The organism is Embleya sp. NPDC020630 (genome assembly GCF_044334985.1).
Lineage (GTDB): Bacteria > Actinomycetota > Actinomycetes > Streptomycetales > Streptomycetaceae > Embleya.
Window position 1 is genome coordinate 309,930 of the sequence record NZ_JBIRUB010000005.1, and the last position, 23,119, is coordinate 333,048.

The window sequence follows — 23,119 nt, forward strand, 5'->3', positions numbered from 1 at the left end:
CACACGTGCGGATCTGCCTCGTCACCGACCGCCCCGACCACCCGCTTCTCGCGGACACGCGCGTCCTGTTGACGCCGCGTCACGAGGTCGTCGCGGTCGACCCGGACACCGTCACCGCCGACCACCCGATCACCGCCGACGTCTACCTGCTCAAGGCCCGTACCGCCCGGGCGCTCGCGTTCGCCGAACGGGCCGAGCGGCACGGTGCGCGGGTGCTCAACTCGGCGGCGGCCACCCGCGCCTGCCAGGACCGGGTCCGGATGGCCGAACTCGCCTGGGCCGCCGGACTGCCGTTCCCGGACACCACCGCCTTCGCCTCGCCCGCCGAACTGCGCGACACGGGACCGGCGTTCCCGTTGATGGTGAAGAGCCGACACAGCCGCAGGGACGACCTGGTGGCGCGGGTCGACGACGCGCCGGTGCTGCGGGCGATGGCCCGGGAGTGGCCCAACGAGCCCATCGTGGCCCAGGAGTTCGTCGACAACGGTGGCTGGGATCACAAGTTGTGGGTGGTCGACGGGCACGTCTTCGCGGGCCTGCGCCGCACCGCGCTCGACGGCCCCGCCGAGACCAAGCCGATCGCCCCGCAGGACCTGCCGACCGGCTGGGCCGCGCTCGCCCGCCGGGTGGGCGAGGCGTTCGGTCTCGACGTCTACGGCGTGGACATCCTGGAGGTCGACGGCGTTCCGTCGATCATCGACGTCAACGCCTTCCCCGGCATGCGCAACATGCGCGGCGCGCCCGAGGCCCTGGCGGCATTGGCCACCGGATCCGGGATGCGGCCGAGTACCCGAATGTCGGCCGAGGCGGAGTTGTCCGCCTCCTGTCCGACCGGCGCAATGCACGTGGAGCGGGCAGAACCCATCCGCTGATCCCCGGCCACTGCACACGTGTCGAAGCCGGTGCGCCGAGACGTCCAAGGCGGCCCGGACGGTGTGGTCGCCGTCCGGGGCCAACGCGCCCAGGCGCCCACGCTCGTCGGCCGGGGCGCGCACCATCGTGGTCGTCGACGCCCGACACGGCCCGAGGCCTCAACCGCGCTTCGGCAGCAGCCGTTCCAGATCGGTCAGGACATGGTCGGCGGCCGTGTAGCCGGTGCCGACCATCCAGTATTCGTCGTCCACCTCGTGCGCCCGACCGGCCTTGACCGCGCTGAGCGTCTTCCACAGCGGGCCGCCGGTGACCTTGTCGTGGTCGGTCCTGTCCTTCGGACCGAATGTGGCCACGAAGATCACGTCGCCGTCCGCCTGTTCGATCCGCTCGGCGCTCACCTCGACCATGAAGGTGTCGACGTTCTGCGCGGCCGGGCGGCCCAGGCCGATCTCGCTCAGGATGGCGCCGACGAACGTGGCCTTCCCGTACAGCCGGTTCTGGCCCGCGACGAAGCGCAACACGCTCACCTTCACCGCGCCCGGGTCGCCCTGCGCGCTGCCCAACGCCTTGGCCCGCGCGGTGAACGCGGCCACCACCCGGTCGCCCTCGGCCTTCTTGTTCAACGCGTCGGCGTCGAGCAGGAAGTTCTGCCGCCACTGGGTGCCGGCCTGCTCGGAGAAGACCACCGGGGCGATCCGGCTCAGCGCGTCGTAACGATCGGCGTCGCGGACCATGCTGCCCAGGATCAGATCCGGCTTCAGCGACGCGATCACCTCCAGGTTGGGTGCCCCGATCGCGCCGACCTCCCTGATCCCCGCCGTCTTGTCGCCGTGATACCTCGGGAACCCGGCGCCGGGACTGCCCACCACCGAACCCACGGGTTTGACGCCCAGGGTGAGTGCGGTGTCCAACTCGCCCATGTCGAGGGTGACCACACGCTTCGGCGTGACGGGGACCTTGACCACGCCCTTGGCGGTGCGCACCTCGCGGGTGTCGGCCGAGCCGGACTCGGTGCCCTTGCCGCCGTCGGCGCCCTCGGAGGAGCACCCGGTCAGAACGAGCGCGGTGACCACGCCCAAGACGGCGGCGACGCGGGACAGGGAGGCGGATCTCATCGGAACTCCTCGAAGAACGGCGGCGGGCGGCGACCGTGATCGCGCACGACCGGCGGGCCGAACGGGAAGCGCGTTCGCTACCCGATCTTTCGGGGTTGCCCCGGAACCACCATCGGCGCACCCGTCACCGGGCAGGGGATGACCACACAGTCGAGCCCGAAGACCTCGCCGACCAGATCGGCCGTGACGATCTCGCCCGGCGCGCCCTGCGCCACGATCGCGCCGGAGCGCATCGCGATCAGGTGATCCGCGTAGCGGCACGCCTGGTTGAGGTCGTGCAGCACGGCGACCACCGTGCGCTCGCGCGTGACGTTGAGCTCGCGGACCAGGTCGAGCACCTCCACCTGGTGGGCGATGTCGAGGAACGTGGTCGGCTCGTCGAGCAGCAGGATCCCGGTGCCCTGGGCGAGCGCCATCGCGATCCACACCCGCTGGCGCTGCCCGCCGGAGAGTTCGTCCACGTAGCGGTCGGCGAGTTCGACCACGTCGGTACGCCGCATCGCGTCGGCCACCACGTCCTCGTCCTCGTCCGACCACTGCTGCCACCAGCGCTGGTACGGCTGCCGGCCGCGCGCGACCAGGTCGGCGACGGTGATTCCCTCCGGCGGCACCGGGCTCTGCGGCAACACGCCGATCCGCCGGGCGATTTCCCGGGTGGGCAGGTCGCGAAGCGCCGCGCCGTCGAGCAGCACGCTGCCGCCGACCGGCTTGAGCAGCCGGCCGAGCGAGCGCAACAGGGTGGATTTGCCACAGGCGTTCGGGCCGACCACCACGGTGACCCTGCCCGCGGGCACGTCCAGGTCCAGGTCGCGGACCACGATCCGGTCCTCGTAGCCCAGGGTGAGCTCCCGGGCGGCGAGCTGATGGGTGGTCACGAGGCGCCTCCGGAACGGGATCGGGTCAACATCCACAGCAGGTACGGGCCGCCGACCGCGGCGGTGAGCACGCCCACCGGCAACTCGGCGTCGGAGATCAGCATTCGTGCGCCGATGTCCGCGACCACCACGATCAGCGCGCCGAGCAGCGCCGAACACACCAGCGGCACCTGGGGGGTTCGGGTCAGCCGGCGGGCCACCTGCGGCGCCACCAGGGCGACGAAGTCCACCGGCCCGGCTGCCCCGGTGGCCACCGACGCGAGCAACACGCCGACCACGACCAGGCCGAGCCGGATCCGACCGAGCCGGATGCCGAGGGCGATCGCGGTGTCGTCGTCGAACCCGGCCGACCGCGACGCTCGCGCGGCCCACACGATCGCCGGGGTCAGCGCGAGCAACACCCAGAACAGCGGCTCGCCCTGGGACCAGCCGCGCCCGTTCAGGCTGCCCGACATCCACACCTTGGCCTGCTGGGCGAGGGCGATGTCGGCCTTGGTGAGCAGCAGGTTGGTGACCGAGTACAGGGCCACCGACACGCCCACGCCGATCAGCACGAACCGCTGCGCGTTCAGCCCGCGACGCCAGGCCAGCACGTACACCAGGAAGGCGGCGATGGTGCCGCCGGCCACGGCGGTGAGCGGCGTCGCCGTGGGCCCGCCGTAGCCGAAGACCAGGCCGAACACCACGGCCGCGGCGGCCCCGTGCGAGACGCCGATCACGTCCGGGCTGGCCAGCGGGTTGCGCGCGACGGTCTGGATCAGCGCGCCGGCGATGCCGAAGGACAACCCGACCAGGAGCCCGACGGTGGCGCGCGGCAGCCGCAACGTCTCGACCACGAAGCTGTCGTCGGTGCCGACGAGCACCTTGAGCACGTCGCCGGGAAGGATGAAGCGCTCGCCCACACAGAGGCTGAGCAGGAATCCGGCTGCGAGCAGCACCGCCACGATGCTGGTCACCACGACGGAACGGCGATGCAGGAGGAAGGAGAAGCCGGGGCGACGGACCAGAAGGTGACCGTAGGGGCGGTAGCTCGGGTGGCCGGGGCGACTCGGGTGGCCGGGGTTGTATTGGCGGCTCGGGCGGCCCGGATTCTCCTGGCGGCTCCGGCTGCTCTGGGTGCTCGGCTGCTTCATCCGGACACCACCGGCTTGCGGCGCACCAGCGCGACCAGGATCGGTACGCCGATCAGCGCGGTCATCGCGCCCACCTCGACCTCCGCGGGCGGGAACAGGACCCGCCCCAACACGTCGGCGACCAGCAGCAGGATCGGCGCGAGCAGCGCGGACATGGCCAGCACCCACCGGTGATCGGTGCCCACCAGGGCCCGGGCGGCGTGCGGAACGGCCAGGCCGACGAAGGAGATCGGGCCGGTCGCGGCCACCGCGACGCCGGTCAGCACGGTCGCGCCGAGGCCGCCGAGCACCCGGATCCGGTTCACCTTGTGGCCCAGGCCCTTGGCCACGTCGTCGCCGAGCGCGAGCGCGTCCAGACCGCGCGCGGTGGCCGCCACTAGGAGCACGCCCACGCCGAAGAACGGCAACATCTGCCAGGCCACCTCGTCGGTACGCCCGGACAGCGAGCCGACCAGCCAGAACCGGTACTGGTCCAGCGTGCCCTGATCGGTGGTCAGCACCATGGTGATCACCGCGCCGAGCGTGGCCGCCAGGGCCTGCCCGGACAGCGCCAGCTTCACCGGCGTGGCGCCACCGCGCCCCCGCGCCGCGACCGCGTACACCAGTACCCCCGTGCACAGCGCACCGGCGAAGCCGAACCAGACGTAGCCGGTCAGGCTGCTCACCCCGAACACCGCGATCGCGGTCACCACGCCGGCGGCGGCGCCGGTACTGATGCCCAGGATCCCGGGCTCGGCGATCGGATTGCGGGTCAGCCCCTGCATGCAGGCGCCGGCGATACCGAGGGACGCGCCGACGAGCAGGGCCACGACGGTACGCGGCACCCGCATCGAGTTCACCACGATGGCGTCGGTGGAGTCGCCGCCGTGCACGAGCGCGTCGAGCACCACGCTCGGGGCGATGCCGCGACTGCCCACGGCGAGGCTGAGCAGACACGCGGCGGCCAACACGAGCAGCACCGAGACCATCAGGAGGGCTCGGCGCCGCGTCGTTCGACCCCGCGTCGGGAGGACGTTCACTGGAGCAGGTTAGGCTGGCCTAATATGTCCGGCCCAGGCGGGGGGCGGGTTCGGCGCGGGTCTTACGCAGGGTCGCCGGACGACTGCGCCCTACGCGTGCGCGCGGATCGTGGGCGGGGGGGTTGCGTCGATCGGTGTGAACGCCTAGGAGTGGGCGTCATGACGACGACCTTGTTCCGCGGCACCATTCGCACCGGCGCGGGCGCGGATATGAGCGCGGGTACCGGCGCGGATACGAGCGCGGGCACGGGGTCCGGCTGCGGCTCCGGAGTCGGAGCCGGCTCGGGCTCGGGCGACACCGATGCGCTGGCGGTGCGGGACGGGCGGGTCGTTGCGCTGGGTGCGGATGCGCTCGCCCTCGCGGCTGTCGCCGACGAGATCGTCGACCTCGGCGACGGCCTGCTGCTCCCGGCGTTCGGGGATGGGCACGCACACCCCCTCTTCGGCGGCCTCGAACACTTCGGGCCGCGGATCAAGGGACTGACCGGTGTCGAGGCGATCGCCGCCGAGGTGGGGTGCTGGGCCGCCGAACACCCGGACGAGGAGTGGATCGTCGGCGCCAGTTACGACCCGACCCTGGTCCCGGACGGCGAGTTCGACGCCCGTTGGCTGGACGCGGTGGTAGCCGACCGGCCGGTGGTGTTGCGGGCGTACGACTATCACACGGTGTGGTGCAACACCGAGGCGCTGCGCCGGGCCGGGGTCGGCGACGCGACGCCGGAGCCGCGACTGGGCCGGATCGTACGGCGCCCGGACGGCTCGCCGATGGGCACGCTGCGCGAGTGGCACGCGTGCGACCTGGTGCTGGATCGGGTGCCGGGCCGGCCGTTGGACGAACTGGTCGACGCGCTGCGGGTGGCCGGCGAGGCGTACGCGAGCGCGGGGCTGACGTGGGTTCAGGACGCCTGGGTGGAACCGGAGATGGTGCCGGCCTATGTCGAGGCGGCGCGGCGTGGGGCGTTGGCGTTCCGGGCCAACCTGGCGTTCCGGGCCGATCCGGATCGTTGGCGCGCGCAGCGGGCCGAGTTCGTCGCGGCGCGGGCGACGGTGGCGGCCGGGGGCGGGCCGCTGTTGTCCGCGCGGACGGTGAAGTTCTTCGCCGACGGGGTGATCGAGGGCGGCACGGCGGCGATGCTGACGCCGTACTGCGATGCGCCGCACAGTTGTGGGATGCCGGTGTGGGCGCCGGCCGCGTTGGCCGAGGCGGTTGCCGCATTCGACGCGGACGGGTTCCAGGTACACATCCACGCGATCGGCGACGCGGGGGTGCGCGCCGCGCTCGATGCGATCGAGGCCGCCGCGTCGGCCAACCCGGAATGGGACCGGCGGCCGGTGATCGCACACGTGCAGATCGTCGATCCAGCCGACCTGGGCCGGTTCGGCCGGCTCGGGGTGATCGCCAACTTCGAGCCGTTGTGGGCCCAACTCGACCCGCTGCAAGTGGAGTTGTCGATTCCGCGCGTGGGCGCCGAGCGAGGCGGACGGCAATACCCGATGCGCGGCCTGCTCGACTCGGGTGCGCCGGTGTCGTTCGGCAGCGACTGGCCGGTGAGTTCGCACCGGCCGATGGAGGGCATCCAAGTCGCGGTCACCCGAAGGACGTTCGAGGGCGCGCCGGAGCAGGGCTGGGCGCCCCATGAGCGGTTGACGGTGGATCAGGCGCTGGACGCGTATACCGACGGGGTCGCGTATCAGGCGTTCGCGGACGACCGGCGGGGTCTCGTGGTGGGCGCGGCGGCCGATGTGGTGTGGCTGAGCGCGGATCCGCGTGGGGTGGATCCGATGACACTGCGGGAGATCGCGGTGCGGGGGACGTGGTTGGCGGGGGCGCGGACGTACTGAGCGGGGTTGCCCTGCCTCTCTGAGCAGTTCGCCCTACCTGTGCCCTTCTGCCTTGGGGCGCCCCCAACTCTGCCCTTCGGCCTTGGGGCTCTCGCTCCCAAATCAACCGGTTGTTGGGTAACTTTCGGATGGCTGTGCATATTTGGTCGGTGGATGACCCGTTCGAGTGAATCGAAGGGCTATTCGGGCCAAAGCCGGTGATCTGACGAGACGATCGCTCCCATGAGCGCATGGGGTCGGGCGCGCCGGTGGGGGTGCGTGGTCGGGGCGGGGGCCTTGTTGGCCGCTCCGGCGAGTGTCGCGTGGGCGGGGTCGGGGTCGGGTGCCGGCGGTGGTCATACGCCCGGTGCGCATGTGGATGTGTGCGTTTCGATCGGTGGGTCGCCCGGGGCGAGCGTTCGGGTCGATGTGACGCCGGCCACCGGGCCGCCGACCGGGGGGATCGGGCTCGCGGTCGATTTCCGGTTGGTGCGCAACGGGTCCTGCCGGCCCACGTCAAGCCCCAAGCCGTCGCCGACGCCCACGGCGCCCAGGCCCACCACGCCCAAGCCGACGCCGCCTCCGACGAAGCCGACACCGGTGCGGAGCACGCCGGCTCCGCCGGTGGAGCGCGCGACGCCGATGGCGGTGGTCGTACCCAAGGCGACGCCGCCTCCGGTGCGGACGACGCCACCACCACCGCCACCGCCGACCACTCCGCCGCCGACGACCCCGCCGGTGGTGGCCCCGCCGCCGCTGCAACCGATCGCGGTGCGGCGGCCGTTGGCGCGGCCGGCGCCGGCGCCGCCTCCGGTGCGGGGGAACTCGCTCGTCACCACGACGTTGCTGATCACCGCGCCCGCGATTTTGGCCGGTGCCGCGCTCAAGCCGCGCGGCCGGGCGGGGGCGCGCGGATCGGGTGGCGGTGGCGGCGGGCGCGGCTGAGGCGCCGGGTTTGCCGCCTCTCCGGCTTCCGACTCCCTGGATTTCTTGCCTTTTTTGCCCCGGAGGTCATCCGTGACGCATTGGGTTGTACTGGCACTCGCGATGGTCGCGGTGTGCGCGGTCGTCCTCTCCGTCGTCGTGCTCAAGCAGCGGCGGTTGCCGGACGACGACGACCCGTCGGCCACGCCCGACGTGCTCGAATACATGACGATGATGATCGGCGTCGTCTACGCGATCGTGCTCGGTCTCGCGATCGCCGCCGTGTGGGAGGGGCGGAGCGCGGCCGAGGAGGAAGTGCGGCACGAGGCCCAGGCGTTGCACGAGGTCAGCGAGCGGGTTCGGGTCTATCCGCCGCAGGTGCGCGATCAGATCCGAGCGGACATCGACGCTTATGTGAAGTACGTGGTCAAGAACGAGTGGGGCTATATGGCCGACCACGGCGAATTGTCCCCGCGTGCTTCGCAGCTGTTCGAGACCGTACGCAACGAGGTGACGGACTACGCGCCGCAGGGCGACCAGGAGACGCAGATGTACCAGCCGATCCTGGACCAGGTCGCGATCGCGGACGACGCGCGGCAGGCGCGGGGTGGGCAGGCGGGCACGTCGATGCCGGGGCTGGTGTGGTTCGGCCTGATCACCGGGGCGATTGTCACCGTCGGGATGATCTTCACGCTGCAGATCCGCAGATCCGCACCGGAGTTGATCGTTGCGGGGTTGTTCAGTGCGTTGATCGCGTTCCTGCTGTTCCTGATCTGGGACCTCGACGCACCCTTCGGGCAGGGGATGACGGCGGCCTCGGACGCGTTCGTGTCGTTGTTCCCGGGGGCGAAGTAGGGGCGGGGAGGAGAAGGGGTCTGATAACGGGCCCACTGGATTCGCCAAGGCCCCGCTACCCCGCCGAGGCCCGCTGCCACGCCGACGAACCCGCCGTGCGGCGCGATCACCTGCTCAGCGGGCCGTCGATCGTTCGGCGGGTCAGTGCACCTCGGTATGGATGACGCGATAGGTACCGATGGCCAGTGGAGTGAGCAGCCAGATGGCCATCGTGGTGGCCAGCCTGGCCCACTCGACGCCGCTGATACCGGTGTCGTAGAGCGGGTCGAGAGCCGAGCCCGGGTTGACCCAGCGATTGACGGACTCCATCGCGGAGACGAGGCCGGCCAGGATCCCCAACACGCTCGGCACCATGAAGAAGGTGACGATCGCGAGCGGGGCGTTGAGGAACAGCACGCCGAACCCCACACCCAGGGTGATGCTCAGGATCGCGGCGAGCAGCACCGAGGCGAGCATCGGGCCTGGGATGGACCAGTTTCCGGCGCCTCGGTCGGTGAAGTCGGCGACCCCCCGACCCAGCGTGGCGCACAGCAGCCCGAACACGACGCCGAACAGGGCCAGGATCACCCCGGCGGCGGCCTTCGCGCCGAGCACGCGACGTCGATCGGGGACCAGGGCGAAGGTGGTCAGTGCCGTGCGCTGGGACCATTCGGAGGTCACGGCCAGGATCCCGACCACCGGGAACAACACCGCCACGCCGGCCTGCGAGGAGGTGAGGAACGACCCCCAGGTGCGGTCCTCGCGGGGCGCGGCGGTCAGGGTCACGACGACGAGCGCAACGGCGGCGAACGCGACCACGGCGAGCAGCCAACGGCCCGCGCGGGTGTCGGTCGTCTTGCGCAGCTCGACCTCGGTCAGCCGGAGGAGCGTCGGTGCGGCGGCGGGCGCGGCGATGGTCGGGGTATCGGGTGCGGTAACGGGTGCGCTACCGGATGCGGCGACGAAGGTCACGACCCGACCTCCTGCGGGGCGGAGCCGAGTCGGCTCAGGAACATCTCCTCGAGTCCTTCGTGTTCGGCGGGGCGCAGTTCGCGCAGTACGACGCTGGCACTCGCGGCGGCGCGGCCGACCGCCTCGGCCGAGGCGTCGACCAGGAAGGTGCCGGCCGGGTCGGCCGGGGCGGTCGGGTGGTGGGACAGGCCGGCCGCGGTGAGCGCGGCGTGCAGCGCGGCGGGGTCGAGGGCGGCCACCAGGGTGCCGGCGGGGGCGGTGAGGAGTTCGCCCTTCGTGCCGTCGGCCACGACACGGCCCTTGGCGATCATCACGATGCGATCCGCCATCGCCTCGATCTCGCGCAGTTGGTGCGAGGACAGCAGGACGGTGCCGCCGCGGTCGGCGAAGTCGCGTAGCAGGGTGCGCATTTGGAAGACCCCTTCGGGGTCCAGGCCGCTGGTGGGCTCGTCCAGGATCAGGACGGTGGGGTCGCCGAGCAGGGCTTGGGCGACGCCCAGCCGCTGACGCATCCCGAACGAATAGCCGCCGACGCGACGCCGCGCCGCGGGTCCGGACAGGCCGACCAGGGCGAGCAGTTCGCCGACGCGGGCCCGGTCCACGTCCAGGATGCGGGCACACAGGGCGAGCGTCTCGCGCCCGCTGCGCCCCGCGTGCTGGGCACTGGCGTCCAACAACACGCCGACGTGGCGTCCGGGATTGGCCAGTTGTCGATACGGGACACCGTGGATCGTCGCGCCCCCGCCGCTCGGCGGCGTGAGCCCGCAGATCATCCGCATCGTGGTGGACTTCCCCGCCCCGTTGGGCCCCAGGAACCCGGTCACGGTCCCCGGCTCACACCGAAAGGAAACCCCATCGACGGCAACGTGCTCCCCGTAGCGCTTGGTCAATCGCTCAACACTGATCATGCCTCCAGCCTGACCACCCAAGACGGCCCTCACAGCGCCCAACGGTCCACACTCGCCGGCCTTGGTCTACACCTCACCCAACCAAGGACACGCCGGAAACTGCTGGATGGCGCGGTCGGTTGCGCCGGTGGGGCGGGGGGCGGGGGAGGCCCTGAAGGAAGGGCGTGACCAGAGGACCTCGAGAGCGCGAGCGAAGGGCGGCCTGAAGCGGGGCGCGGGCGTCGAGCGGCGGGATTCTCAGGCGAGAGGTTGCGTTGCCTCGGGGAAGGGCACCGGCGGTAGCGGTGGCGGCAGGCTGGGCGGGCGGCCGGGTCGAGCGCCCTGGGAGGTGTCCCCGAGTGGGTCGGGAGTTTCCGGCGGGCGTTGCGCTTTTGGTTGCGGGTGGCCGGTCCGGGGTTGGTCAGAGTCGGTGGTGGGCCGCCGCCGGCGTGCGGGGCTCCGAGACCCGGGGCTTCCGACGAGGCGGGCGCGTTGGTCGGCGAAAACCGGCCGGCAGCGAGGGAGCGGGAGGGCAGCCGGGTTGAGCCCGCCGGGGTGCCTTTCCGACTGGGTCGAGTGCTTTCGGCCTGGGTTGCGCCATGGGTGGCCGGTGCGGGGTTGGTCTGAGTCGGTGGTGGGCCGCCGCCGGCGTGCGGGGCTCCGAGTCCCGAAGCTCTCGACGAGGCACCGCGTGTTGGTCGGCGGAAAAACCGGCTGGCAGCGGGGGCGGAGAGGGCGCTCGGGTTGAGTTCGCCGGGGAGCGTTCCCGAGTGGGCCGGGGTGGTTGGGGGCGGTTGGACAAGGTTGGGGTTCGGAATCGGATCGCGGTGCGTGGTTTCGGGCTTCGCGCTTCGGTGACCTGCGGTTTTGCGGGGTCGGGGGGCACGGTCGGGCGTCGAGTGCCGGTTTCGCGCGCTCCGACCCCTCGACGTCGGTGTGGGGCCGAAACTGCTCAGTGGGGGTCGGCTTCGCGTACTGCGCCCTCACAAAGGCTGTCGAGGAGACCGAAAGTGCCCAGTGGAGGTCGAAACCGGATCCCGAGACACCCGCAAACCACTCCCAGCAACGCTGACCTGCGGTTTTCTCTCACTCAAAGGCTGCGGCACCCCACGGGATCCGGTTTCGTGAACCGACGCCACCCACCACCCATCGAAATTGCCCGACCCACCCGGGACGCCTCCCCACAGACCTGACCCGAGCCCCCCGCCGCTGCCAGCCGGTTTTCGCCGACCAACACACCCATCTCGCCGCGAGCTTCGAGTCTCGGAGCCCCGCACGCCGGCGGCGGCCCACCACCGACTCAGACCAACCCCGCACCGGCCACCCGCAACCAAAGACGCAACCCCGGCCGAAAGCACTCGACCCAGTCGGAAAGGCGCCCCGGCCGACTTAACCCGGTTGCCCACCCGCTCCCCCGCTGCCGGCCGGGTTTCGCCGACCAAATTACCTATCTCGTCGGGAGCCCCCGCCTTGGAGCCCCGCACGCCGGCGGCGGCCGACCGCCCGACTCCGACCAGCCCCGGACCAGCCCTCCGCAACCACAAGCGCGACTCTCGCCGAAGGTGCGCGACCCACTCGGGAAGGCCCCCGGGGAACCCGACCGGACCATCCACCCGCTCCCTCGCTGCCGGCCGGTTTTCCGCTGAGCAACACACTCGTCTCGCCGGGAGCTTCGGGACTTGGAGGCCCGCACGCCGGCGGCGGCCCATCACCGACTCTGACCGGCCCCGGACCCGCCACCCGCCACCCGCCACCACAAGCGCAACGCACGCCGGAAATCACCCGACCCGACCACCCAGCCACCCCGCGCCCGCCGCCCTACGTGTCGTTCGATGCGTCGTGTACCAGCAGCGCGATCTGTACGCGGTTGTTGAGGTCCAGCTTGGTGAGTAGTCGGGAGACGTACGCCTTGACCGTGGCGATGCTGATGGAGAGTTCCTTGCCGATTTCGGCGTTCGTGTGGCCCTTGCCGACCAGCGTGGCCACGGCGCGTTCGCCGTCGCTCAGGTGGGCGAGGGCGGATTGGGCTCGGGCTCGGCGGGGGTCGATGGTCGTTGTGGCGACGTAGGTCATCATGCGGCGCAGCACGTCGGGGGAGAGCATCGGTTCGCCGGCTGCGACGCGGCGGATGGCCTCGACGATGTCCGGGGGCGGGGTGTGTTTGAGCAGGAAGCCGCCGGCGCCGGCCCGCATCGCCTTGAGGATGTGGTCGTCGGTGTCGAAGGTCGTCATCACGATCACCTCCGGCGCCTCGGGGCGGGCCCGTAGGGTCGCGGTGGCGGCCAGGCCGTCCACGCGGGGCATCCGGATGTCCATCAGCACCACGTCGGGCCGGTGTTCGTCGACCGCGCCGAGTACGTCGGCGCCGTCGGACACCTCGCCGACGACGCGGATGTCGGGCAGCCCGGACAACATCATGGACAGTCCGGCTCGAACCAGTGCGTCGTCGTCGACGACGAGGACCCGGACACAGCCTTCGGTGCTTTTCACTTGGCCAACGGTAGCCACACGCGCAGGCTGAAGTCGCCGTCGGTGGTGGGGCCGTGGTCCAGGCGCCCACCCACCAGGGCGACGCGTTCGCGCAGGCCGATCAGGCCCGCGCCCGCGCCGGGGATGGCGGTGGGGCGGTGGCCGTGGGGGAGGCGGTTGACCACCTCGATGGCGAGGCCGTCGTCGGGGGCGGGGGCGACGAGGACCCGGACCCGGGCGCCGGGGGCGTGTTTGCGGGCGTTGGTCAGCCCCTCCTGGACGATCCGGTACGCGTGTCGGCCGGTGCGTCCCGATACCGACGGCAGGTCGGCCAGGTCCAGGTCGACGGTCGCGCCGGCCAGTCGCGATTCCTCGATCAGCGCGGGCAGGTCGTTCAGCACGGGCTGGGGCCGCTCGGGCTCGCCGTCGCCGTCGTCGTCGGGGTGGGCCCGCAGGACGCCGATCACCTCGCGCAGGTCCTCCAGCGCCTCGAACGCGCATTGGCGGATCACCTCGGCGGCGCGGGCCTCCTCCGGCGAGGCGCCGGCCCGGTACTCCAGCGCGCCCGCGTGGATCGCGAGCAGCGAGATCCGATGCGCGAGCACGTCGTGCATCTCCCGGGCCAGCCGCTCGCGTTCGAGGTGGCGGGCCTCCTCCACGCGCAGCCGCTGGCCCTCCTCGGCCTGCCGGGCCCGCTCGCGCCAGGACGCGGTCAATTCGTGTTGGGAACGGATCAGCATCCCGGTGGCCACGGCGGTGCTGACCAGCAGCGTCATGGCCAGGACCGACGACCAGTAGGAGCGGGTCGATTCGGCGCCCACCCAGAACGTGCCGGAGACGAGCGCGATTTCCAGGCCGGCGACGGACGTGGTGACCCGCCACGGTCGCCGGATCGCCAGGCTGAGCAGGACGACCGGCGCGGACCCGGTGATCGCGGCGGAGAAGAAGCCCACGAGTACCCAGGTCACCGCGAGCCCGGTCGGCCGGTTGCGGCGCTGCAGCAGCATGGCCACGAGCATGATCCCGCCGAGGACGGTCTCGATCACGACGTTCGGCGGGTGGTCGTCCTCCTGGATGGCGGTCACGAGGATTATCGCGCCGAGTCCGAACGCGCCGAGCGCGTAGCCGAGGTCGATGCCCCATTCGCGACGGGTCCGCTCGGGAACCAGGGTGCGGAGCACTGAGGTACGCGACACGGAGGTGCGAGCCCCCGTGGTGGGGGCGGCTCGGCGGAGGCGGCTCTTGATCACGCTCCAGCCTAGGCAGCGCCGTCGGTGCTCCGGCAGTGACCGGGAGTCGACGCCGCCATCGACTTTGGTCGGTCGTTCGCCGGCCGTCGGGCCGCTACCGTCCCGCCTCCACCCGATCCGGCTCCACCACCGCCCGCGCCCCGCTTACGCTCCGCCGCGCCCCCGGGATCGACCACGCCAGCACGGCCGCCAGGAGGCAACCGGCCCCGAGCATGCCGAAGCAGACCAGGTAGCCCGTCAATCCCGGCGCGTGGGCGACGCCCGCCGCCCGGGCCGTGGCCGCGCCTGCCGGGCTCGCGCTCAGGATCGCGCCGAGTACCGCCGTCCCGGTCGCGCCGCCGACCGTGCGCAGCACCGCGTTCATCCCGTTGGCCACCCCGGTCATGTCCGCCGGCACGTGCTCGTTGATCAGCGCCGGCATCGCCGAGAAGGCCAGTCCCAGGCCGAACCCGAACAGCACGCCGACCATCGAGAACGCCCACCAGTGCCCGTGCAGCGGCAACAGCAGGGCGAACGCCGTGCCGCTGAGCACCGGCCCCAGGACCAGCGCCGGTTTGGGGCCGTGGCGATTGGTCATCCGGGCGGCGACCGGCGCGGCGGCCAGGTTGCCGAGGGTGCCCGGGAGCATGATCAGGCCCGCGATCAGGACCGACTTGCCGAAGCCGTAGCCGAGCGCCGGCGGCGCCTGGATGAACGGCGGGAACAGCAGCGACGAGCCGTACATCGCCATACCCGTGAAGATCCCGGACAGGTTGGCCAGCAGGACCGGACGGCGGGCCATCACCCGCAGATCGACCAGGGGTTCGGGGTGGTGCAGGGCCCAGCCGATCCAGGCGGCGAACAGCAGTACGGCCAGGGCCAGCCCGCCGACGACCAGCGGATCGCCCCACCCGGATCGGCTGCCCGTACTGACCGCGGCGAGCAGCGCGGCCAGCCAGCCGGACAGGGTCAGCGCGCCGATCAGGTCCACGTGGCCCTGCCGCCGCTCGGCGGTGTCCGGCACGACGCGCCACACCATGACCATGGACAGCAGCGCGACCAGCGCGGAGAGCCAGAACAGCAGGTGGTAGTCCCAGCGGTCGGCGATCAGCCCGGTGCTGACCGAGCCGAAGGTGGCGCCGACGCTGATCGTGGCGCCGATGGTGGCGATGCTGCCGGCGGAGCGTTCCTTGGGGAACTCGTCGCGGACCACGCTGAGCGCGAGCGGGACCACGCCGCCGCCCATGCCCTGGAGCACGCGCCCGGCGATCAGCATCACGTAGGAGGTGGTGCACGCGGCCAGGATCGAGCCGAGCGCGACCGCGGCCAGCGCGTACAGGAGGAAACGTTTGCGCCCGCGCAGGTCGCCGAGCCGGCCGAGCAGCGGGGTGGCCACGGCCGAGGCGAGCAGGTTGCCGGTGAGCACCCAGGCGATGGCCGAGCTGGAGACGCCGAGCCGGTTCTGCAGTTGGGGCAGGATCGGCGAGACCACGGTCTGCATGACCGCCATCGTGGTCGCGGCGAAGGACAGGGCGACCAGGATCGTGGTCGGGCCGTGGCGTTTGGTCGATGTGCGCCCGGCCCCCTTCGGATCGGTGCTCATGCCGTCAGCGGCCGGTCCTCGACCCAGTCACAGTGCAGCGTGCGGGTCTCGATGCGCCAGCCCTCGTCGGTGCGCACGAACGTGTCCAGGTAGCGGATGGACATCACCCGGTCGCGGCGCACGCCGTCCGACTCGTAGATGTGGTGCGCGGTGCAGTACGTCTCGCCGTCGGCGTGGTCGCCGTCGGGGGTGAAGGTGATCAGCTGATTGGCGATCAGGTGGGTGGTGACCAGGTAGCGGTCCAGGCTCGCCAGCGCCCGGGCGATCTCGGCGCGGCCGGCGCGTACCGCGGGGGGTTCGGTGGATCCGGGGTCGCGGTGGATCACCAGCCGGCCCTCGGGGGTGAACATCGAGGCGACGAGGTCGGGCTTGCGGCGGTCCGCGCCGTGTGCGTAGGTCTGCACCACATCGCGGAGTTCGCTGCGATCGCGCAGTCGGCTCGGCGTGTGCGCAGCGGGCGAATCCGCCTCGTCGTCGTGCATGTCCACCCTTTCGGCAACCGTGTTCGCATGCTGGCAGCAGTTGGATGACACACGCAAGTTAATCTGACGTTGCGTCAGTTACACTCCCCGCGCCATCGCACCACGTCACGGCGGTACGCCGGCCCCGAACCCCCGGAATCCCCCGACCCCCCCGGCCCGCCTCACCCCTCCTGCGCCACGAACACCACATCCGGCTCGCCCCGAACGACCGGCACCCGCTCCACCCGCACCCGCCCGAAGTGCTCCCGCAGCCGGTCGGCGAAGCCGGGGGAGGCCGTCGCGCTCCACACCGTCAGTACGCCCCCCGGCGCCAAGCGCTCGCGCAGCGCGGCCAGTCCGGCGTCGTCGTAGAGCGAGGCGTTGCCGTCGGTGACCGTCCAGTCCGGCCCGTTGTCGATGTCCAGGCACAGCGCGTGGAAACGTTCGTCGCCGGCCCCGGAGCGCACCCAGCCCACCAGGTCGGCGGTGACCACCTGTACCCGCGCGTCGTCCAGCGCGTGGCCGGAGAACGGCGCCAGCGGTCCGCGCCCCCAGCGCACGACGGCCGGTTCGCGCTCGATCACGCGCACGTGCGCGACGCGCGGGTCGGCCAGCGTCTCGCGCAGGGTGAAGCCGACGCCCAAGCCGCCGACCAGCACGCGCAGGTCCCCCGGCGCGGTCACGGCCGCGAGCGCGGTGCGCGCGAGCAGGCGCTCGGAGGCGCCCGCGCGGGTGTCCATCAAAAAGCACCCGTTGCTGATGATTTCGTAGTGCTCGCCCGCGCGACGCAGGGCGAGTTCGCCGTCCGCCGCCGGAACGCGTTCGATCTCTTCCGCGCCGGTGGTCGACTCGAACGTATGCATCGGTTCACTGACTCCTTGTCGCTTTATGGAGAACGGGTGTCGTCGTGTCGCCTTTTCCCTGCCGCCGTATCGCTTCGAATGCCTCACGAACCCCTCGGGTATCTCCCGGCACCAATTCTCCGCACCTCGTAACAGTGCCATCACGAAGCCCGGAAACGACCGTCCGTACGGTCCGATCGGTGACACGTGTGTACTCGTGCACGCCACCTCGCATCCGGCTTCGTCAGGGCTGCCGGCCAGCGGTTTTCGCCGGTTCGGTGACCCTTGCACCCTGTAGGACACCCGGTTAAGGTCCCGGCCATTGCTTCATGGCCCATTAACTGATGGCATGTCAGATCCAGTCGCGAGGATGCCTCGCAGACGGGGCGGAAGCACAAGACGTGAACAACGCGAGCACAGCGCAGGAGAAGTACGTGAGAGCGCACCGGGCCCTCGGCCCGGCCCGCGGAAACGAAGTGTCGGGAGGGCTGATGGCATCAACTTCCGCCGGGCGGCGTGGGATGCGCCGACGAGCGGCGGCCGGCTTGCTGGTCGTGCCGCTCCTTGTGGCGGTCGGCTGTAGCCGCTCGGGCGAGGACGCGGTGGCCAAGGGACCGGGATCGGGTGGCGGCGCCCCCGCGGCCACCGGTACCAAGGACGGCAAGGCCCCCGTCGGCACCGGCGCGCCGGGCGACTTCGGCACGCTCAAGGACGTGTGCGGCAAGGGCGACGGCAAGCCGCTGACCAAGAAGGCCGATCGGGGCGTGACCGAGAAGCAGATCTCGGTGAGCGTGACCGGCGACCCGGGCGCTCCCGCACAACCGGGCCTGGGCAAAGAGTTCTTCGAGATGGCCGACGGCTTCACCAAGTGGTGCAACGGCCTCGGCGGGATCAACGGCCGGACCATCAAGCTGACCCAGCGCGACGCCGCGCTGAGCAACGTGGGCACCGTGATGACCGCCGCCTGCCAGAGCGACTTCATGGTCGTCGGCGGCGGCAACCCGTTCGACAACGACGGCGTCAAGGCCCGTACCGGGTGCAAGCTCGGCGCCTTCCCCGCCTATGTGGTGGGCGAGGAGTCGGCCAAGGCCGACCTGCAGGTGCTCGCGGTGGGCCTGCCGACCACCACCACCGTGGTGGGCGCGTACAAGGCGGTCTTCGCGGCGCGTCCCGAGGTCAAGGCCAAGGTCGGCCTGCTCGGGCAGAACATGGCCTCGCTGCGGCCCGCGATGGCCCGCTACAAGGCCGGCGTGGAGGCGGCGGGCGGCACCGTCGTCTACAAGGAGGACGTCCCCGTCATGCCGCCGCCGGGGCGCACGACGCTGGAGAAGATGAAGCAGGCCGGCGTCGAGATGCTGATCACCACCTGGCTCGCGGTGGACTCGGCGTCGATGTTCCGCGAGATGGACGCGATGAACTGGCACCCCAAGGTCATCGTCAGCGACGCCTCGGCGTACAACCGCTACACCCTGGCGTCCGCCAAGAACTCGAAGATCCCGGACACCTACATCTACCCGACCTACGTGCCGCAGTCGCTCGGCGACAAGAACCCGGCCGTGCAGAAGGCGCTGGAGATCCTGCACCTCGCCGAGCCGAGCAAGGACCTGGAGTTCTTCCACATGTCGGGGATCAACTCCTGGCTGCTGTGGGCGAGCGCGGTCAAGGAGTGCGGTACCGAGCTGACCACCGAGTGTGTGCTGGCCAAGGGCAAGCGGGCGAACTGGGACGCGGGCGGCCTGTTCGCCCCCGGTCCGATCGTGGAGACCAAGGACGTACGCGCCTCGGACTGCTTCACCATGGTCAAGGCCACCGCCAAGGGCTTCGAGTACGACGCCGCGCTGACCAAGCCGAACAAGGCCGAGTTCTTCAACTGCGACCCGGGCAACGTGGTCGCCGTCGCCGCGGGCGCGCCCAGTGCGCCGCCGTCGGCCCCGGCCACGACCCCGCCCGGCGACGGGGGAACCACTCCGCCGCCGGCCGGTGATTCGGGCACCGGCAACCCGCCGCCCGCCGACGGGGGCGAGCCGCCGCCGGCCGCGCCGCCGGAGGAAGTGACCTCCTAGCCCCGGCCCACGGTGACCTCCCGAGCCCACCGGGCGGGGAGCACACCCCCACTCCACGCGTCACCGGAAGCACCGGAAGCACCGGAAGCCCTGGATGTACGCAGCACCCGAAGGACCGGCAGCACCCGCACCACCCGCGACACCCCGTCGCCCTTTCGCCCCGCACCGGGCGGGAGGGCGGCCCCGCGGCCCTGACGACCTGTCAGGCGCCGTGCCGCACCAGTCTCCGAGACCGATCGCCCCGCGACACGGCCCGGCCCGAACGGAGGGCGCGTGCACGAGTTCATCATCCTCACCATCAGCGGCCTGGTCACCGGCGGCATCTATGCCATCACCGCCGGTGGCCTGACCCTGACCTACACCACCACGGGCATCTTCAACTTCGCCCACGGCGCCACCGGCGCGCTCGCCGCCTTCACCTACTGGCAGCTGCACTTCGACTGGGGTTGGCCGGTGTGGCTGTCCCTGCTGGTCGTGCTCGGCGTACTGGCCCCCGCGTTCGGGGTGTTCCTGCACTTCGCCATCATGCGCAGGCTGGAGGGCACGTCGGAGACCACCCGCCTGATGGTCACCGTCGCGGTGCTGCTGAGCCTGCTGGCCGCGGTGATGTGGATCTGGGATCCGCAGACCCCGCGCAACGTGGTCAACTTCTTCCCCGGCGAGTCCGTGGACATGGCCGGCACCCGGGTCTCCTACCACGACCTGATCACCCTGGCCGTCGCGCTGATCGTGGCGGTCGGCCTGTGGGTGCTGCTGCGCTCCACCCGCGCGGGCGTGGCCATGCGCGCCACCGTCGACGACCGCAACCTGGCCGTGCTCAACGGCTCGCGCCCCGAGGTGCCCGGCATGCTGGCCTGGGCCACCGGCACCATGCTGGCCGCGGTCGCGGGCATCCTGATCGCCCCCAAACTCTCCTTCGCCGCGCTGCCGCTCACGCTGCTGATCGTCAACGCCTACGCCGCGGCGGTGATCGGCCGGCTCAAGAGCCTGCCGTGGACGTTCGTCGGCGCGATGATCATCGGCCTGGTCACCGAGTACGGCAAGGGCTACCTCACCGAGACCCGCTTCCCGACCGCCGGCCCATACCTGTCCGGCCTCAGCGACTCGATGCCCGTCCTGGTGCTGTTCGTGGCGATCATGCTGCTGCCCACCTCCCGGCTGCGCGGCCACGCCTCCTCCCGCACCCGGGAGATCTCGCACCGCCCCACCTGGACCGGCTCGCTGGTCTTCGCCTCCATCGTGATCGCGGGCGCCGTGGTCGCCGCCAACTCCCTCGCCCCCGCCGACCTGTTCGCCAGCACCCGGATGTGGGGCTTCGCGCTGATCGGCCTGTCGGTGATCCCGCTGGTCGGCTACGCCGGGAAGATGTCGCTGGCCCAACTGGGCTTCGCCGGCATCGGCGCGATCTGCGTCTCGCACCTGGGCTCGGGCGGCAACCCGCTGGGGTTGTTGTGGGCCGCGCTGATCTGCGCCGGCATCGGCGTGCTCGTCGCGCTGCCCGCGCTGCGCCTGTCCGGGATCTATCTCGCCCTGGCCACCGCCGCGTTCGCGGTGATGCTGGACCGGTGGATCTTCGGCCTGCCCGCCTTCACCTGGGGCGACACGAAGATCGACCTGTTCAACAGCGGCACGCTCAACTTCGAGCGCTTCGACTGGCCCGGCATCGACATCTCCTCCGACCGGGCCTACTTCATCTTCGGCGCGGTCTTCTTCGCGCTGTCCTCGCTGGTCGTGGTGTGGATCCGGCGCGGCGAGTTCGGCCGCAGGCTGCTGGCCATGAAGGACAGCCCCGCGGCCTGCGCGACGATCGGGATGAACCACAAGCTGACCACGCTCACCGTCTTCGGGCTCTCCGCCGCGATGGCCGGCGTCGGCGGCGGCATCCTGGGCGGCGCGGCCGGCACCCTGTCCCCGGTCAACTTCGACTTCACCGCCGGGCTCTCGGTGCTGATGCTGATGGTCATCGCCGGGCTCACCTCCCCGGGCGCCGCGCTGTTCGCGGGCATCTTCCTGGGCACCCCGCTGATGACCAACCTCTTCCCCGACTACGCCCAGCTCACCACCATCCTGATCGGCCTCAACGGCATCGCGCTCGGCAAGAACCCGAACGGCTTCATCGCCGCCAAGATCCGCCCCGAGTGGGAGCCCGCGCTGCGCCGCCCGGTCGTCCTCGCCGGCAGCGCCGCCGCCCAACTGGCGCTGATCGTGCTGCGGTTCACCGACGTGATCGGCAACTGGCCGTTCGTGATCGGCATCCTGCTCGCGGTGATCGGCATCCCGGCCGCGCTCAAGATCGAGGTGATGATCAAGGCGCCGCGGACCGAACCGGAGGTGCCCGAGGGCCTGTCCGGGCAGCCCGAGGGCCTGGGCCTGAACGGAAACCGGTTCAAGGCCGCCGACATCGAGGCCCTGGACAAACTCATCGCGCTGCCCTCGCTGCCCGCGGCGGCGACGGCCGCGGCACCGTCACCCATCCTGCCGGGAGCACGTCATGGGGCTTGAGGTCGAGGGCGTCACGGTCCGCTTCGGCGGCCACACGGCCCTGAACAACGTCGACATCTGGGCCCACGAGGGCAAGGTCACCGGCCTGATCGGGCCCAACGGCGCGGGCAAGACCACCATCTTCAACGTGATCACCGGCCTGCAACCGCCCTCCTCGGGACAGGTGCGGATGGACGGGCGCGACGTCAGCAAACTGGCGCCGTACCGCCGGGCCCGGCTCGGTATGGCCCGCACCTTCCAACGCCTGGAACTGTTCGGCTCGTTGTCGGTCCGGGAGAACATCCAGGTCGCCGCCGCGCAGTACCGCCGGCTGCACCGGGGCACCAAGGAGACGCCGCAGGACACCGCCGCGCGCCTGCTGCACCGCCTCGACCTGACCGCGATCGCGCACGTGCGCGCCGACCAACTGCCCACCGGGCAGGGCCGCGTGGTCGAGTTGGCCCGCTCGCTGGCCTGCCGGCCCAAGATCCTGCTCCTGGACGAGCCCGCCTCGGGCCAGGACGACGAGGAGACGCGCGGCTTCGGCCAACTGCTGCGCGAGATCGCCGCCGACGGCGTCGCGGTACTGCTCGTCGAGCACGACATGGACCTGGTGATGAACACCTGCGACGAACTGCACGTACTTGACTTCGGCAAAAAAATCGCCAACGGTACGTGCGACGAGATCCGCAACAACGCCGCCGTCCAGGCGGCCTACCTCGGTACCGCGGACGCGGCGGAGGCCGACGAAGTCCTTCAGGAGACGGTATGACCCTGAATGTGGCCGACGCGCAGCCGGCCGGCGCGCCGAGCGCCCCGCCGCTGCTCGAACTGCGCGGGATCAGCGCCGCGTACGAGCAGGTCGAGGTGCTGCACAAGGTGGACCTCGCGGTCCCCACCGGCAAGGTGATGGCGGTGCTCGGCCCCAACGGCGCCGGCAAGACCACGATGCTCAAGGTGATCACCGGGCTGCACCCGCCCACCGCCGGCGACATCCACCTCGCCGGCCGGTGCGTCACCGGGGCCGCGCCCGTGGACCTGGCCCGGATCGGCCTGTGCAGCATCCCGGAAGGCCGCGGCGTCTTCCCCAATCTCACCGTGTCCGAGAACCTGTGGATGGCGACCTATCGAGGAGTCTCCCGCAAGGAGATCGAGGAGAAGGTCTTCCCGATCTTCCCCCGCCTCGAACAGCGCCGGAACCAGGCCGCGGGCACGATGTCGGGCGGCGAGCAGCAGATGCTGGCCGTCGCCCGGGCGATCGCCACCAACCCGGCCATCATCCTGCTCGACGAGTTGTCGATGGGCCTCGCGCCCCTCGTCGTCGACCAGCTGTACGACGTGGTCGGCAAGATCGCCGAGACCGGTGTCACCGTGCTCCTGGTCGAGCAGTTCGCGCGCACGGCCCTGGCCGTCGCCGACCTCGCCGCGGTCATGAGCGGTGGCCGGATCCTTCAGGTCGGCACCCCGGACGAGATCGCCGGCGACCTGCACAGCGCGTACCTGGGCGGCTGATCGCAC

Annotated in this window: 19 protein-coding genes; 7 read left to right on the top strand and 12 right to left on the bottom strand. The window is 71.4% G+C overall.

All coding sequences use genetic code 11. The features are described from left to right. Positions 1 to 5: 5 nt before the first annotated feature. Positions 6 to 872, top strand: a complete 867-nt coding sequence (locus ACH4XV_RS20180) for a RimK family alpha-L-glutamate ligase (RefSeq protein WP_395791584.1) — start codon at positions 6 to 8, stop codon at positions 870 to 872. A gap of 159 nt (positions 873 to 1,031) precedes the next feature. Here ACH4XV_RS20180 and ACH4XV_RS20185 read toward each other — a convergent pair whose 3' ends face one another. The 4 genes from ACH4XV_RS20185 to ACH4XV_RS20200 form a co-directional block, all read right to left on the bottom strand. Then, positions 1,032 to 1,988: an ABC transporter substrate-binding protein gene (locus tag ACH4XV_RS20185; RefSeq protein ID WP_395791586.1), complete on the bottom strand. Its 957-nt coding sequence runs from the start codon at positions 1,986 to 1,988 to the stop codon at positions 1,032 to 1,034. Between the two features lie 77 nt (positions 1,989 to 2,065). Further along, complete coding sequence (locus tag ACH4XV_RS20190; RefSeq protein ID WP_395791588.1) at positions 2,066 to 2,863, bottom strand: ABC transporter ATP-binding protein; 798 nt, start codon at positions 2,861 to 2,863, stop codon at positions 2,066 to 2,068. Next, complete coding sequence (locus ACH4XV_RS20195; RefSeq protein ID WP_395791590.1) at positions 2,860 to 3,996, bottom strand: FecCD family ABC transporter permease; 1,137 nt, start codon at positions 3,994 to 3,996, stop codon at positions 2,860 to 2,862. The genes ACH4XV_RS20190 and ACH4XV_RS20195 overlap by 4 nt, the downstream gene beginning before the upstream one ends. After that, positions 3,993 to 4,964, bottom strand: a complete 972-nt coding sequence (locus ACH4XV_RS20200; protein ID WP_395792004.1) for a FecCD family ABC transporter permease — start codon at positions 4,962 to 4,964, stop codon at positions 3,993 to 3,995. Before ACH4XV_RS20200 ends, ACH4XV_RS20195 begins: the two co-directional genes overlap by 4 nt. Positions 4,965 to 5,174: 210 nt before the next feature. Between ACH4XV_RS20200 and ACH4XV_RS20205 the strand changes: the two genes are divergently transcribed. Continuing rightward, complete coding sequence (locus tag ACH4XV_RS20205) at positions 5,175 to 6,857, top strand: amidohydrolase (RefSeq protein WP_395791592.1); 1,683 nt, start codon at positions 5,175 to 5,177, stop codon at positions 6,855 to 6,857. A 335-nt stretch (positions 6,858 to 7,192) separates the two neighbouring features. On the opposite strand, the gene ACH4XV_RS20210 is transcribed toward ACH4XV_RS20205, so the two are convergent. Continuing rightward, complete coding sequence (locus tag ACH4XV_RS20210) at positions 7,193 to 7,690, bottom strand: hypothetical protein (RefSeq protein WP_395791594.1); 498 nt, start codon at positions 7,688 to 7,690, stop codon at positions 7,193 to 7,195. A 163-nt stretch (positions 7,691 to 7,853) separates the two neighbouring features. Here ACH4XV_RS20210 and ACH4XV_RS20215 point away from each other — a divergent pair, with 163 nt between their 5' ends. Continuing rightward, complete coding sequence (locus tag ACH4XV_RS20215; RefSeq protein WP_395791596.1) at positions 7,854 to 8,615, top strand: DUF4239 domain-containing protein; 762 nt, start codon at positions 7,854 to 7,856, stop codon at positions 8,613 to 8,615. 141 nt (positions 8,616 to 8,756) lie between these two features. Here the strand turns inward: ACH4XV_RS20215 and ACH4XV_RS20220 are convergent, their stop codons facing one another. The 7 genes from ACH4XV_RS20220 to ACH4XV_RS20250 all read right to left on the bottom strand — a co-directional run bounded on the left by ACH4XV_RS20220 (position 8,757) and on the right by ACH4XV_RS20250 (position 17,078). Continuing rightward, positions 8,757 to 9,566: an ABC transporter permease gene (locus ACH4XV_RS20220; RefSeq protein ID WP_395791598.1), complete on the bottom strand. Its 810-nt coding sequence runs from the start codon at positions 9,564 to 9,566 to the stop codon at positions 8,757 to 8,759. Continuing rightward, complete coding sequence (locus tag ACH4XV_RS20225) at positions 9,563 to 10,474, bottom strand: ABC transporter ATP-binding protein (RefSeq protein ID WP_395791600.1); 912 nt, start codon at positions 10,472 to 10,474, stop codon at positions 9,563 to 9,565. Before ACH4XV_RS20225 ends, ACH4XV_RS20220 begins: the two co-directional genes overlap by 4 nt. 1,797 nt (positions 10,475 to 12,271) lie before the next feature. Next, positions 12,272 to 12,943, bottom strand: coding sequence for a response regulator (locus tag ACH4XV_RS20230; protein ID WP_395791602.1), 672 nt, complete (start codon positions 12,941 to 12,943; stop codon positions 12,272 to 12,274). Next, positions 12,940 to 14,103 (bottom strand): sensor histidine kinase, encoded by a 1,164-nt coding sequence (locus tag ACH4XV_RS20235; RefSeq protein WP_395791604.1) that lies wholly within the window; start codon positions 14,101 to 14,103, stop codon positions 12,940 to 12,942. The genes ACH4XV_RS20230 and ACH4XV_RS20235 overlap by 4 nt, the downstream gene beginning before the upstream one ends. 163 nt (positions 14,104 to 14,266) lie before the next feature. Beyond that, on the bottom strand, positions 14,267 to 15,754 hold the full coding sequence (locus ACH4XV_RS20240; protein WP_395791606.1) for an MFS transporter: 1,488 nt from the start codon (positions 15,752 to 15,754) through the stop codon (positions 14,267 to 14,269). Then, positions 15,751 to 16,236: a nuclear transport factor 2 family protein gene (locus tag ACH4XV_RS20245; RefSeq protein WP_395791608.1), complete on the bottom strand. Its 486-nt coding sequence runs from the start codon at positions 16,234 to 16,236 to the stop codon at positions 15,751 to 15,753. The genes ACH4XV_RS20240 and ACH4XV_RS20245 overlap by 4 nt, the downstream gene beginning before the upstream one ends. A gap of 161 nt (positions 16,237 to 16,397) precedes the next feature. Continuing rightward, on the bottom strand, positions 16,398 to 17,078 hold the full coding sequence (locus ACH4XV_RS20250; protein WP_395791610.1) for a spermidine synthase: 681 nt from the start codon (positions 17,076 to 17,078) through the stop codon (positions 16,398 to 16,400). A gap of 470 nt (positions 17,079 to 17,548) precedes the next feature. On the opposite strand from ACH4XV_RS20250, the gene ACH4XV_RS20255 reads away from it, so the two are divergent. From ACH4XV_RS20255 to ACH4XV_RS20270, 4 genes are all read left to right on the top strand, one after another. After that, positions 17,549 to 19,120, top strand: coding sequence for an ABC transporter substrate-binding protein (locus tag ACH4XV_RS20255; RefSeq protein ID WP_395791612.1), 1,572 nt, complete (start codon positions 17,549 to 17,551; stop codon positions 19,118 to 19,120). A gap of 273 nt (positions 19,121 to 19,393) precedes the next feature. After that, positions 19,394 to 21,622, top strand: a complete 2,229-nt coding sequence (locus ACH4XV_RS20260; protein WP_395791614.1) for an ABC transporter permease — start codon at positions 19,394 to 19,396, stop codon at positions 21,620 to 21,622. Then, positions 21,612 to 22,373 (top strand): ABC transporter ATP-binding protein, encoded by a 762-nt coding sequence (locus ACH4XV_RS20265; protein WP_395791616.1) that lies wholly within the window; start codon positions 21,612 to 21,614, stop codon positions 22,371 to 22,373. Before ACH4XV_RS20260 ends, ACH4XV_RS20265 begins: the two co-directional genes overlap by 11 nt. Beyond that, positions 22,370 to 23,113, top strand: a complete 744-nt coding sequence (locus ACH4XV_RS20270) for an ABC transporter ATP-binding protein (RefSeq protein ID WP_395791618.1) — start codon at positions 22,370 to 22,372, stop codon at positions 23,111 to 23,113. The genes ACH4XV_RS20265 and ACH4XV_RS20270 overlap by 4 nt, the downstream gene beginning before the upstream one ends. The last annotated feature ends 6 nt before the right edge of the window (positions 23,114 to 23,119 follow it).

Coding starts and splice junctions, on each gene's coding strand:
- ACH4XV_RS20185 (WP_395791586.1), bottom strand. CDS start 1,988: ATGAGATCCGCCTCCCTGTCCCGCGTCGCCGCCGTCTTGGGCGTGGTC.
- ACH4XV_RS20195 (WP_395791590.1), bottom strand. CDS start 3,996: ATGAAGCAGCCGAGCACCCAGAGCAGCCGGAGCCGCCAGGAGAATCCG.
- ACH4XV_RS20200 (WP_395792004.1), bottom strand. CDS start 4,964: ATGGTCTCGGTGCTGCTCGTGTTGGCCGCCGCGTGTCTGCTCAGCCTC.
- ACH4XV_RS20205 (WP_395791592.1), top strand. CDS start 5,175: ATGACGACGACCTTGTTCCGCGGCACCATTCGCACCGGCGCGGGCGCG.
- ACH4XV_RS20225 (WP_395791600.1), bottom strand. CDS start 10,474: ATGATCAGTGTTGAGCGATTGACCAAGCGCTACGGGGAGCACGTTGCC.
- ACH4XV_RS20240 (WP_395791606.1), bottom strand. CDS start 15,754: ATGAGCACCGATCCGAAGGGGGCCGGGCGCACATCGACCAAACGCCAC.
- ACH4XV_RS20245 (WP_395791608.1), bottom strand. CDS start 16,236: ATGCACGACGACGAGGCGGATTCGCCCGCTGCGCACACGCCGAGCCGA.
- ACH4XV_RS20250 (WP_395791610.1), bottom strand. CDS start 17,078: ATGCATACGTTCGAGTCGACCACCGGCGCGGAAGAGATCGAACGCGTT.
- ACH4XV_RS20255 (WP_395791612.1), top strand. CDS start 17,549: ATGGCATCAACTTCCGCCGGGCGGCGTGGGATGCGCCGACGAGCGGCG.
- ACH4XV_RS20265 (WP_395791616.1), top strand. CDS start 21,612: ATGGGGCTTGAGGTCGAGGGCGTCACGGTCCGCTTCGGCGGCCACACG.
- ACH4XV_RS20270 (WP_395791618.1), top strand. CDS start 22,370: ATGACCCTGAATGTGGCCGACGCGCAGCCGGCCGGCGCGCCGAGCGCC.